The organism is Pseudomonas sp. KCJK9111, from assembly GCF_046231935.1.
Classification (GTDB): Bacteria; Pseudomonadota; Gammaproteobacteria; order Pseudomonadales; family Pseudomonadaceae; genus Aquipseudomonas; species Aquipseudomonas parafulva_B.
The window spans coordinates 1-12,421 of sequence record NZ_JBJJMO010000013.1; the positions used below are offsets into that span (position 1 = coordinate 1).

Here is a 12,421-nt window from a genome sequence, read left to right on the forward strand (position 1 = left end):
GAGGCGGCCATGTCGCTCATCCACCCTCAAGCGCGATACAAGCCCTACAAAGATGCAGCAGGCGGTTGGGGGTCGGCGCGTTCTGTCATGAGCATACTCTGGCGTGAACAAGCCTTTACTACGGCACCCATGGCACTGGTCAGACAGAACAAACCCAACGGCTTCGCCTGCGTCAGCTGTGCCTGGGCCAAGCCTGGCAACCCACACGCGCTGGAATTTTGCGAGAACGGCGCCAAGGCCACTGCCTGGGAACTCACCCGCCACCGCACCGGCCCGGAATTCTTCGCCACCCATACCCTGTCAGCGCTGCGCACATGGACCGATTACGCCTTGGAGCAGCAAGGCCGGTTGACCCACCCCATGCGCTACGACCCGACCAGCGATCGCTACCAGGTCACCACCTGGGCAGAGGCTTATCAGCAAATTGGCCAACAGCTGCAGGCCCTGACGCCTGACGAAGCGGTGTTCTACGCCTCGGGCAGGGCGTCGCTGGAAGCCTCGTTCATGTACCAGCTGTTCGCCCGTGCCTATGGCACCAACAACCTCCCGGACAGCTCGAACATGTGCCATGAGAGTACATCGGTCGGGCTGCAGGAGAGTATCGGCGTACCTGTCGGCACCGTCACGCTGGAAGACTTCGAACACACCGACTGCATTTTCTTCTTCGGCCAGAACGTGGGCAGCAACAGCCCGCGAATGCTTCACCCGCTGCAGGAAGCGCGCAAGCGCGATGTGCCCATCATCACCTTCAACCCACTGCGTGAGAGGGGGCTCGAGCGCTTCGTCAATCCACAGTCTCCCAGTGAGATGCTGGGGCCTGACTCGACCGTGATCAGCACTCAATATCACCAGGTCAGGGTCGGGGGTGATCTGGCTGCAGTGATGGGGATCATCAAGGCCCTGCTCGCGATGGAGCAACACGCAAATGAGCAGGGCAAGCCGGCCGTCCTCGACCATGCGTTCATCCAGGCGCACACCGATGGGTTGGATGCGCTGCGAGAGGAAGTTCAGGGCCATCAGTGGGCGACCCTGGAGCGTCAGTCCGGCCTCGGGCGCGCTGCCATGGAAGCTGCAGCCACCGTCTATGCCCGCAGCAGCAAGGTCATGATCGTCTACGGCATGGGCATGACCCAACACCGACGCGGTGTAGACAACGTGCAGATGCTGGTCAACCTGCTGCTGTTGCGCGGCAACATTGGCAAGCCTGGCGCAGGCATCTGTCCAGTGCGCGGACACTCGAATGTGCAGGGCCAGCGCACGGTCGGTATCACGGAAGACCCGGGCAAGGTTCCGGCTGAAAAACTGCAAGCGCTGTTTGGCGTGCAGGTCCCGCCGAACAAAGGCATGGCCACGGTGGACTGCTGCCAGGCGCTGGTCGAGGGTAAGGTCAAGGCCTTCATCGGCCTGGGTGGCAACTTCCTGCGGGCGATCCCCGACACCCATCACATGGAAGCGGCCTGGCAGACGCTGACGCTGAACGTCCAGGTGGCCACCAAGCTCAATCGCACGCATCTGTTCCCAGGACGACATGGCTGGTTATTGCCTTGCCTGGGGCACATCGAAACTGATCGTCAGGACGGGGTGGAGCAGGTCTATACCACCGAGGACAGTACCGGCTGCATCCGCGCCTGGCAGGGCCGCAATGAGCCGGCGAGCGAGCAACTGCGTTCCGAAGTGGCGATCATCGCCGGGTTGGCCGAAGCCACTCTAGGTCAGCGTACTGCTATCGACTGGGATGCCTGGCGCCACGACTATGCATTGATCCGCAAAGCGATCAGCCAAGTCTATCCCGAGATATTTCACGACATGGAGACCCGCATGTGGGAGCACGGTGGTTTCCATAGGCCCTTGCCCGCGGCTAAGCGGGAGTGGCAGACCGCGTCTGGCAAAGCCCAGTTCGTGGCGCCCCAGCGGCTTGATGAGGACGACGACTTGCAGCCCGCTGTCTCAGCGCATGATGTGCTGCAATTGATGACGCTGCGCAGCAATGATCAGTTCAACACCACCGTCTATGGCTATGACGACCGTTTCCGCGGCGTAAAAGGCACCCGCAGCGTCGTGTTCCTCAATCGCAGCGATGTGGTTCGGTTGGGCTTGGCTGCAGGCGATTGGGTGCTGCTACGCACCGCTGTCGAGCCCCAGGTGGTGCGAGAAGTGGGTCCTTTGCAGATCATCGCCTATGACATTCCCGAAGGCTGCGCCGGCGCTTACTACCCCGAGTGCAATCCCCTGATCCCGCTGTGGCATCACGCTGAACGAAGCAAGGTACCCGCCGCCAAATGCGTGCCGGTTACGCTGCACAAGGTGGAGCCGTCCGCTGATGACCTGAGCAAGGCAGTGCCGGCGCACGATCAGATCAATTGAGCGCTCGGAAGGTTGGGCCATGCAGGGCCTTGAAGGCTATACGTTGATAATCCATTCCATTGTTCGTCCCGAGACGACAGGAGCGTAGAAATGAACAAGCTGCCCGATGACTGCGCCATGGTAGTGCCATTGCCTTTCGAGCCCGGTTTTGAGCAGATTCCCGAGGATGAGGCGCAGACCAGCCAAGCGTTGCAGGATACGCTGCGTCAGATCATGGAGATCACCTTCAATGATAATGGTCACGCCAATCGGGGCGTTCATGCCAAAGCACATGGATTATTGCGCGGCACACTGAAGGTGGCGCCGGGGCTGCCTGCGCAGCTCGCTCAGGGAGCCTTCGCCACACCCGGTGAGTTCGATGCCTACCTGCGGTTCTCCACCAACCCAGGTGACATACTCGACGACAAGGTTTCCACCCCACGGGGGCTGGCGCTCAAGATCGTTGGCATGCAAGGCCCGCGGTTGCCCGGCAGTGAAGGGCAAGTCACGCAGGACTTTGTCATGCAGAATGCTAAAGCCTTTACCGCGCCAGACCCCAAGGCGTTTCTCAAGACGTTGAAGTTGCTTGCCAAGACCACTGACAAAGCCCCGGGTACCAAAAAGGCATTGTCCGCCGTGCTGCGCGGTGCAGAAAAGGTGGTCGAAGCGTTTGGCGGCGAGAGCGGCACGCTCAAAAGCCTTGGCGGGCATCCTCAAACCCACATTCTTGGCGAAAGCTTCAGCACCGTCGTACCTGTGCTCTATGGCCCTTATTACGCAAAACTTGCGGTAGTGCCCGTGTCGACGGCCTTGACTGCGCTGACCGATCAGGTCGTGGACCTCAAAGACGACACCGACGGGCTGCGCCACGCGGTGGAGGCGTTTTTTGCAAGCCAGGGTGGTGTCTGGGAACTCCGGGTGCAATTGGCCACGGACCTGGAACAGATGCCGATCGAAGATGCATCCAGGCAGTGGCCCGAGGCGCTTAGCCCCTATGTGACTGTGGCCACCTTGGAGGTCAAGCCTCAAGCCGCGTGGAGCGAAGAGAATGTGCGCCGTATCGACGACGGCATGGCGTTCAGCCCCTGGCATGGCCTGGCGGCGCACAGGCCGTTGGGCGGCGTGATGCGGGTGCGCAAGCCGGCCTATGAAATGTCGGCAAATTTTCGTGGGCAGCACAATGGTTGCCCAATCCATGAGCCCGGTTTCAAAGGGCCGAGCCTGTAAGTCGAGGAGAGTACGCCATGCAACCAGAAACCGCGGGCACTGAAGAGAAAGGCCCAAGCGATGTGCCGTATATCAACGATCCGTTGAAACCCACTTCCCCTGCGCTCAATGACGCGGATGCCACCGAGGCAGCTGAGGCTGAGATGGATATCGAGGACGACGGCGAATCGCTCTGAGTTCACTGGCGCCGTCGCCTGAGCAGCGGCGGCGCCAGTGGGTAGAGCATCGATGTGTAGGCGATCCGGGTCGTGCGAGGCTAAGCGCGAGCGCTAGGCGAAGCCGTACAGGTCCACGGGGTTATCCCGCAGGATCAGCTGCCGAACCTGGTCATCCGGTGCCCAGTCAAGCAAGGTATCCAGTAATGCGGCATCGTCAGGCTTGTTCTGCAGAGACTGGGTGGGGTGCGGCCAATCACTGCCCCATAGCAGGCGTTGAGGGTAGTGTGAGATCAACCTGCGTGCCACCACGCCCACGTCCTCAAAATGCGGAGCGCCCGTTTTGGAACGCAGGTAGGGACCAGAAAGTTTGACCCAGGTGCGACCTTGTTGCATGAGCCCATCCAGCGCCTTGAAGGCAGGCGACAGAACACCCTCGGGCTGTGGCACGTGCCCCATGTGATCGATGACTACCTTGCCAGGCAGCGCAGACAGCCGTGGGGCGATATCGGCCAGCAGCGGCCCTGTGGCCAGTTGTAAGTGCCAGCCCAACTCATTCACCCGCGCCGCGAGCAGCTCGATGCCGTCGAGCGCTTGCCCACCGGTGCTGAGGTTGAAGCGGATGCCCCGCACGCCTGCCCCGTGCAAGCGAGCAAGCTCCTCATCGCTGACGGTGCTGGCGACGACGGCTATGCCCCGTGCATCGGTACCGCTGCGGGCCAGACCCTCGAGCATCACACGGTTGTCCGTACCGTAGGTCGAAGGCGTGACGATGACCATGCGGCGCAGCCCCAGTCGGCGTTGCAATTGGCGGTAGTCGTCCAAAGACGCGTCCGGCGGCAACAAGGTAGCACCCGGTGCCGCTGGGACGCGGCTGTCGTAAAGGTGCATGTGGCAGTCCACGCTGCCGGAAGGCGGGACCAGACGCGGACGGTCTTCACCCTGACTGTACGGGACGCTGGCCGCAGCGCCCATTGCACCCAGTACACTCAGGCTACCGGTCGCCTGAAGAAATCTTCGACGTGATAAAGCCATTACAGCCTCTTTTTTGTTGTGTTTTGACTTGGCACCGGTTTCACCGGCTCCATGGCACGTTGTGCGTGCCATGGACGCCAATCGAGCGCCAAGCGGCTTCTACTTGGTAGCCAGCGTTCCTGCGGCCTGCGCCTGTTCCAGCTGACGCTTGCGGCCAATGACCAACACCATGACCCCGGCCAGCGTGCACAGCGCCGCCAGTGGCATCAGTGCCAGGGCATAGCTGCCCGTGGCGTCATGGATGGCGCCGTACACGTTGACCATCAAGCCACCTCCGATCAGGTTGGCCATGGCGCCGACTGCAGCCAGCCCAGCGGCTGCAGTAGAGGAGGACAACCAGCCCGATACCAGTGCCCAGAACGGGCCTTTCATGGAGTAAGCCCCCACCAGCACCATGGTCAGCATCACCACCGTGGCCGGCAGCGACGAGGTGACTAGGGTCATCAGCAGGCCGGCCGCAATCAGCAACATGGTCATCGCGGTGTGCCAGCGACGTTCACCGGTGCGGTCGGAGCTGCGACCCCAAATGACCATCAGGATCGAGGCAACGCCGTACGGAATTGCGTTCACCAGCCCGATCTCCATGGAGCTCAGGCCGAACGTCTTGAGCAGTTGCGGCGCCCAGACGCTCATGGTGCTGCCGGCCGCCGAGGCGCCCGAGTAGATCAGCGCAAGCACCCAGATGTCCTTGTGGCGCAGCAGCTTCCACAGCGAGATATGACCGATGGTGGTTTTCTGCGCTCGTTCCTCGGCCAGCCGCCCGGTGAGCCAGCCGCGTTGCTCGTCACTCAGCCATTTGGCCTGTTCAGGCCGATCGGTGAGTACGAACAGACAGGCGATACCCAGCAGCACCGCCGGGATGCCCTCGAGGATGAACAGCCAATGCCAGCCGCGCATGCCCAACCAGCCGTCCAGGCTCAAGAGCAGCCCCGAAATTGGCGAGCCGATGAAGTTGGCGGCGGGAATGGCGACCATGAATAGCGCCACCATGCGCGCGCGATACGCCGACGGCAGCCAGTAGGTGAGGTAGAGCAACACCCCAGGGAAGAACCCGGCCTCGGCAGCGCCCAGCAGAAAGCGCATCACGTACAGCGAGTTGGCGCCTTGCACGAAGGCGGTACCTGCGGAGATGAGCCCCCAGGTGATCATGATGCGCGCGATCCAGATGCGCGCCCCGTAGCGCTGCATGGCCAGGTTGCTGGGTACTTCCACCAGAAAGTAGGCGAAGAAGAACAAGCTGCTGGCGAAACCGAAGACCTTGGCTGACAACTCCAGGTCCTGGTTCATTTGCAACGATGCCATGCCGATGTTGCCGCGATCGATGATCGCGATCAGGTAGCAGATGATCAGAAAGGGCAGTAGGCGCCAGGCAACACGGCGCATGGTGGCGCGTTCGAGCTCGCTGGGCGGGGTTGAGGCTGGTTTCATGGTGCTCTCCAATTGTTTTTTTTCTGGAGTTACGCAGTGGTCCGTGCCGCCGGACCAGCCGGCGCAGGTGCAATCAGTTATCGATCAGGTGACGGTTCACCACACAGCGCGGGTCCAGCGCCTTGCCGTCCCAGGCATCGAGGACTTGCTGCAGGGCAACCAGGCCTACGCGGTCCCGGGCTTCGCTGGTGTTGGCCCCGATGTGAGGCGTGGCAACCAGGGTTGGCAGGCCCCACAGCGGGCTGTCGGCCGGAGGCGGTTCGGGGTGGAAGGTGTCCAGGCCGGCACCCCCGATACGGCGTTCGCTCAACGCATGCACCAGGGCATCGGTATCGACCAGCTCGCCACGTGCGGTATTGATCAAGATGGAGCCGGGACGCATGCGCTCAAGTTGCTGGGCGCCAATGAGGTTGCGGTTGGTGTCCGTGAGCGGGCAATGCAGGCTGATGATATCGCTATCGGCCAGCAAGCGATCGAAATCCTCTTCGCGCTCGACGTGGTCACGCACGGGCAAATGCCGCAGGTAAGGGTCGTAGACCTTGACCTTCATGCGCAGCGGCGCCACCAAGTCCATCAGGATCGCGCCAATCGAGCCAAGGCCCACCAGGCCCAGGGTCTTGCCCGCCAATTCCATGCCGTTGGCGGTGGCCTTGTCCCAGTGGCCTTCGCGCATGCGCGCATCGAGCAAGGCGGTCTGGCGCGCGACGCTGAACATCAACGCAAAAGCGTGCTCGGCCACTGACTGGGCGTTGGCTCCAACGGCGATGGAGACAGGAATACCGCGGTCGGCGGCGGCCTGAATGTCGATGGTGTTGTAGCCAACCCCATGCTTGGCCACCACCTTCAATGCGCTGGAGGCGTCGATCATGGCGCGGGTCAGGCTGCCCTGACGCACGATGATGCCATCGGGTTGCTCTGCGCGAATGATCGCTTCGAGTTCTTGCTCGGGCAGATAGGGCGTGGTGGGGATGACGCGGATGGCGTGCTGTTCGGCCAGGCGCATCGCTTGGTCGGCCAGCGCCGGACCTGTCAGCAGAAGGGTACGGGACATCGTCGATACCTTGTTTTTGTTCAAGACGGCAGGACTGCACTGCGTGCTTTCACCAGTAACCTAGCATAATGAAACGGCGTTGCAACAACAGTTTTATCGTCAATCAAATTCCGTAATTAGCGTCATTCCAAATCCTTGAAATGCGTTTAATGAAATGCGATTCTGAAATGGCGTTCTGGTTTGCTTGGAGCGCGCCTAATAAATCCAAGAGAGGAAGGTCACATGAGCATTGGTTTCCAGGTGCTTGAACGCACGCGCAAAATCGGTGATGAATGGGTATCGCGCTACCGCGAGGTCCCGGTTGCCAACGTCAGCGATTCGATGAATCGCATGACGGCCGGTGGTGCGCGTTTGCGTCCCATGCACCGGGAAGGTGTGTTGTGCGGCGCGGCGCTGACCGTCAAGGCCCGCCCTGGTGACAACCTGATGCTGCACTACGCCATCGACATCGCCGAGCCAGGGGATGTGATCGTGGTCGATGCTGGCGGCGACCTGACCAATGCACTGATCGGCGAGATGATGGTGGCGTACGCTGTGAAGCGTGGTGTAGCCGGCATCGTCATCAACGGTGCAATCCGCGATGCCGGAAGCATCAAGGCCGGTGACTTCCCCCTTTTCGCTGCCGGTGTTTCCCACCGCGGCCCTTACAAGGACGGACCGGGTGAGATCAATGTGCCAGTCGCCATCGATGGCATGGTAATCGAACCTGGGGACCTGATCATCGGTGACGATGACGGCTTGCTGTGCGTACCCTATGCCCATGTCGCAGAGGTTTACCAACGCGCCACGGCCAAGCACGCTGCCGAAACGGCGCAAATGGAACATATCGCTCAAGGTACCAATAACCGCACCTGGGTCCTGGAATCCTTGAAAAAGAAAGGCTGCCTGCTGCCAGGCTGAGGATCGACCCGCACGTGGTACGAGCAAGATCCTTCAATGGCGGCGGCTTCTCACTTGAGGACTTGCTCACTTGTCAGACCTGACGCCGCCCCCTCGTACCCGTTGGCCCTCTGCGGTACGCGCATTGGGCCACCGCAACTTCCAGGTTTACTTCGCAGGCCAGGGTGTTTCCACCCTGGGCAAGTGGGTTCAGCAAGTCGCGCTGTCCTGGCTGGCCTATCACCTGACCGGTTCAGCCGTATTGCTGGGGTTGATCACCTTCCTTTCCCTCGCCCCGCAGCTGGTCATCGGTCCTCTGGCAGGCGCCTGGATCGATCGCCATGACAAGCGCCGATTGCTGATCGTCGTCCAGTCGATACTGGTGGTGCAGTCAGCCGTGCTTGGGCTGGCCACCTGGGGGCATTGGGTAGATGGCCCTTTCATCGCCGCCATGGCGTTGCTGCTGGGCTTGCTCAACGCCGTCGAAACGCCCCTGCGCCAAGCCTTGATTGCTTCTTTCGTGGATGACCCGGCCGACCTGCCCAATGCGCTGGTGCTAAACGCGATGCTCATCAACGCGGCCCGCTTCGTCGGCCCGCCATTGGCCGGTGGCATGATTGCCGTGGCAGGGGAGGCGGCGTGCTTCGCCTTGACCGCCGTTGCTTTCACCGCCTTGCTCGTTGGGTTGCTGAAGGTGCAAGCCAAAGCCAGCCCTCGGGCCACAGGTTCCACCGCCCAGGTGTTCCGTGAGGGCGTCGCTTATCTATGGCGCGAGCAAGGCGTCAGGCAATTGCTGTTCAACGTCATCATGGTCAACCTCCTGGCGTCCTGCTATGCAGCGCTCCTGCCGATCCTGGCCAAGAGTGTGTATGCCGGTGACGCACGGGTGCTGGGCTGGCTTTGGGGCGCGGCGGGCGCGGGTGCGTTCGTGGCCACGCTGGTGCTGGCGGTGGGCGGAGCCTTGCCTCGCCTTCGCCAGTTCATCGAAATGGGCGCAGGGCTCTGCGCCCTGGCACTACTGGGTTTGTGCTGGGCGGGGCAGTTGCAGCTGGCATTGCTTGCCCTGGTGGTGCTGGGCTTCGGCATCACGCTGAGCAATGTAAGCACTAACATGCAGCTGCAGAGCCAAGCGCCAGGCCATCTGCGCGGACGTGTCATTGCGTTCTACATCGCCATGCGCTTCGGCTTCGAGGCACTGGGCGGAATGGCCGCCGGGCTGCTGGCTGCTCGGGTGGGCGCTCCGGCTACCTTGGGTGCAGCCGGGGCACTGTTGCTGTTGGGTGTGGCGGGGACTTGTGCATGGCGCAACCGTCGGGCTGCATAAACGCGCCGGGCTGGCCTGCTGTTGGCAGGCCAGCCCGAATGGGAAGAACGTCATAACCCAAGCATGTTGTAGTGCACGTAGTACATGATCCACAGCGACAACCCCACCAACAGCGTGATGATCACCACCGTGAACACCAGCGCGATCAAGTTCCAACGCTGCTCTCGCGCTGTGGTCAGGTGCAGGAAAAACACCATGTGCACCACGATCTGAACCAGGGCGCACACCAGCACAGCGATGAAGGTCAGGTGACGCGGCAGGCTGGGGTACATGGCCAGCCCGAAGGGGAGCAGGGTGAGCAGGGCGGCCAGGACGAACCCTGTGTTGTAGGAACGGTGGTTGCTCTGGCTAGCGCCGGCACTGCTATGCACATGGCTTTGACGATTCATCAGATCACCCCGAACAGATAGACGACGGTAAACACGCACACCCACACGATGTCCAGGAAATGCCAGAACAGGCTCAGGCAGCTCAAGCGTGTGGCATTGACACAGGTCAGGCCGCGTTGATGGACCTGCATCATCAACAGGGCCATCCAGATCAACCCCACCAGCACATGCAGGCCGTGAGTACCCACAAGCGTGAAGAACGCCGTCAGAAACGCGCTGCGTTCAGGGCCTGCGCCCTCGCTGATCAGATGATGGAATTCGTTGATCTCCATGGCAATGAAGCCCAGGCCGAGGAGAAACGTGACGCCCAGCCAGCGCAATATCCAGCGCTTGTCCTGACGGTGATTGGCGAGCATCGCATAGCCGTAGGTGATGCTGCTCAACAGCAGCAGGAACGTCTCCACCAGCACATAGGGCAGTTCGAAGATGTCCGCCGCGCTGGGTCCACCTGCCACAGACTGGCCCAGCACCGCGTAGGTAGCGAACAGGGTGGCGAACAGAATGCAGTCGGTCATCAGGTAGACCCAGAAGCCGAACAGGCTAAGGGAGCCTGCGTCTTCGTGGCCATGCTCCTGCTCGCGGGCCGTTTCGTTGTGCACGACATGGGACATGATTCAGGCCTCCCCCAGCCGTTGGCGCCGCTCGGTTTCCATCCGTTCGACCTCTTCGGCCGGGATGTAGTAGTCGGTATCGGGGTCGTAACTGCGCACGATCAGGGTGGCGATGACTGCCAGTGAACTGGCGATGACCAACCACCAGATGTGCCAGATCAACGCGAAGCCCAGCGCCGTGGACAGAACGCCCAGCACCAGGCCCAGGCTGGTGTTGCAAGGCATGTGAATCTTGCGAAAATCCATCTCGGCCAAGGTTTTCACGCCTTTCTCCTTCATGCCCCAGTACGCGTCGATGCCGCCCACGACCGGTTGTTCGGCAAAGTTGTAGAAAGGGGGCGGCGAAGCGGTCGCCCATTCCAGCGTACGCCCGTCCCAGGGGTCGCCTGTGGTGTCGCGGTTCTCATGACGTTTGCGGATACTTACCACCAGTTGCATGACCTGGCAGGCCACGCCGCACAGGATGATCAGTACCCCGACCATTTCCAGCAGCAGCAAGGGCCGCCACTCGGGTACGTCGAAGTGATTCAGGCGCCGGGTCATGCCCATGAACCCCAGGAAGTAGGACGGCATGAAGGCAAAGTAAAATCCAGCCAACCAGCACCAGAAGGCAGCACGCCCCAAGGGGTCGTAGAGCTTGAAACCGAAGGCCTTGGGGAACCAGTACGTCAGGCCGCAGAGGTAGCCGAAGACCGCGCCGCCGATGATCACGTTGTGGAAATGGGCAATGAGGAACAGGCTGTTGTGCAACAGGAAGTCCGCCCCAGGCACCGCCAACAGGACCCCGGTCATGCCCCCGATGCTGAAGGTGACGATGAAGCCAACCGTCCACAGCATCGGCGTTTCGAAACGCACTCGGCCCCGGTACATGGTGAACAACCAGGTAAAGATCTTCACCCCGGTGGGCACGGCGATGATCATGGTCATGATGCCGAAGAACGCATTCACGTTGGGCCCGGCGCCCATGGTGAAGAAGTGGTGCACCCAGACGATGAACGACAGCACCGTGATGACGATGGTCGCCCACACCAGGGAGTAGTAGCCGAACAGCTTCTTGCGCGAGAACGTCGAGGCCACCTCCGAGAAGATACCGAATGCTGGGAGTATGAGGATGTACACCTCGGGGTGGCCCCAGGCCCAGATGAGGTTCACATACATCATGGGGTTGCCGCCCAGTTCATTGGTGAAGAAGTGCATGCCCAAATAGCGATCGAGCGTGAGCATGAACAAGGTGGCAGTGAGGATGGGAAAGGCAGCCAGGATCAGGATCGAGGTGCACAGTACCGTCCAGGTGAACACTGGCATGCGAAACAGCGTCATGCCGGTGGTACGCATTTTCAAGATGGTGACGAAAAAGTTCAGCCCGGTAAGCAGGGTGCCGACCCCGGATATCTGCAGCGCCCAGATGTAGTAGTCCACCCCCACCCCGGGGCTGTACCCGATGCCCGACAACGGGGGGTAGGCCACCCAGCCTGTGCGGGCAAATTCGCCAATGCCCAGCGAAAGGTTCACCAGCACAGCGCCGGAGACGAACAGCCAGAAGCTGACGGCGTTCAAGAATGGATAGGCCACGTCGCGTGCGCCGATCTGCAGGGGTACCACCACGTTCATCAGCCCGACCACGAACGGCATGGCCATGAAGAAGATCATGATCACCCCGTGAGCGGTGAAGATCTGGTCGTAGTGCTCAGGTGGCAGGTAGCCGGGCGATCCGTCCGAGGCCATGGCCTGCTGGGTGCGCATCATCAACGCGTCGGCGAAGCCGCGCAGCAGCATCACCAAGGCGACGACGATGTACATCACGCCGATGCGCTTGTGGTCCACGGTGGTGAACCACTCTTGCCACAGGTATTTCCATTTGCCCATGTAGGTAATGGCCCCCACGACCGCCAGGCCCAGCAGCCCGACGACGGCCAGCGTGTACATGATGATCGGCTCGTGGAGGGGAATGGCATCCCAGGTCAGTTTTCCGAACATGG

The 12,421-nt window shown here is 61.4% G+C and carries 11 protein-coding genes; 5 read left to right on the top strand and 6 right to left on the bottom strand.

Going from position 1 to position 12,421, the window contains the following annotated elements; translation table 11 throughout:
• Positions 1-9: 9 nt before the first annotated feature.
• The 3 genes from ACK59L_RS07450 to ACK59L_RS07460 all read left to right on the top strand — a co-directional run bounded on the left by ACK59L_RS07450 (position 10) and on the right by ACK59L_RS07460 (position 3,746).
• Positions 10-2,364, top strand: a complete 2,355-nt coding sequence (locus tag ACK59L_RS07450) for an FdhF/YdeP family oxidoreductase (RefSeq protein WP_409272811.1) — start codon at positions 10-12, stop codon at positions 2,362-2,364.
• Between the two features lie 90 nt (positions 2,365-2,454).
• A complete protein-coding gene (locus ACK59L_RS07455) occupies positions 2,455-3,570 on the top strand; it encodes a catalase family protein (RefSeq protein ID WP_409272707.1) in 1,116 nt (371 codons plus the stop codon).
• Positions 3,571-3,587: 17 nt separating this feature from the next.
• A complete protein-coding gene (locus ACK59L_RS07460; RefSeq protein WP_165919269.1) occupies positions 3,588-3,746 on the top strand; it encodes a hypothetical protein in 159 nt (52 codons plus the stop codon).
• A 93-nt stretch (positions 3,747-3,839) separates the two neighbouring features.
• Here ACK59L_RS07460 and ACK59L_RS07465 read toward each other — a convergent pair whose 3' ends face one another.
• From ACK59L_RS07465 to ACK59L_RS07475, 3 genes are all read right to left on the bottom strand, one after another.
• Entirely contained in the window at positions 3,840-4,760 is a 921-nt protein-coding gene (locus tag ACK59L_RS07465; protein ID WP_409272710.1) for an amidohydrolase family protein, read from the bottom strand.
• A gap of 99 nt (positions 4,761-4,859) precedes the next feature.
• Positions 4,860-6,188: an MFS transporter gene (locus tag ACK59L_RS07470; protein ID WP_409272712.1), complete on the bottom strand. Its 1,329-nt coding sequence runs from the start codon at positions 6,186-6,188 to the stop codon at positions 4,860-4,862.
• Positions 6,189-6,261: 73 nt separating this feature from the next.
• Complete coding sequence (locus ACK59L_RS07475; protein ID WP_409272714.1) at positions 6,262-7,239, bottom strand: hydroxyacid dehydrogenase; 978 nt, start codon at positions 7,237-7,239, stop codon at positions 6,262-6,264.
• 222 nt (positions 7,240-7,461) lie between these two features.
• Here ACK59L_RS07475 and ACK59L_RS07480 point away from each other — a divergent pair, with 222 nt between their 5' ends.
• Complete coding sequence (locus ACK59L_RS07480; protein ID WP_409272716.1) at positions 7,462-8,139, top strand: RraA family protein; 678 nt, start codon at positions 7,462-7,464, stop codon at positions 8,137-8,139.
• Positions 8,140-8,209: 70 nt separating this feature from the next.
• Positions 8,210-9,442 (top strand): MFS transporter, encoded by a 1,233-nt coding sequence (locus ACK59L_RS07485; protein WP_409272718.1) that lies wholly within the window; start codon positions 8,210-8,212, stop codon positions 9,440-9,442.
• A 50-nt stretch (positions 9,443-9,492) separates the two neighbouring features.
• On the opposite strand, the gene cyoD is transcribed toward ACK59L_RS07485, so the two are convergent.
• The 3 genes from cyoD to cyoB are packed head-to-tail and all read right to left on the bottom strand — an operon-like array spanning position 9,493 to position 12,419.
• Positions 9,493-9,831 carry a cytochrome o ubiquinol oxidase subunit IV gene (gene cyoD / locus ACK59L_RS07490; protein ID WP_409272720.1) on the bottom strand — a complete coding sequence of 113 codons (339 nt, stop codon included), beginning with the start codon at positions 9,829-9,831 and terminating at the stop codon, positions 9,493-9,495.
• Positions 9,831-10,442 (bottom strand): cytochrome o ubiquinol oxidase subunit III, encoded by a 612-nt coding sequence (cyoC, locus tag ACK59L_RS07495; protein ID WP_409272722.1) that lies wholly within the window; start codon positions 10,440-10,442, stop codon positions 9,831-9,833. Before cyoC ends, cyoD begins: the two co-directional genes overlap by 1 nt.
• A 3-nt stretch (positions 10,443-10,445) precedes the next feature.
• A complete protein-coding gene (gene cyoB / locus ACK59L_RS07500) occupies positions 10,446-12,419 on the bottom strand; it encodes a cytochrome o ubiquinol oxidase subunit I (protein WP_409272724.1) in 1,974 nt (657 codons plus the stop codon).
• Positions 12,420-12,421 lie beyond the last annotated feature (2 nt).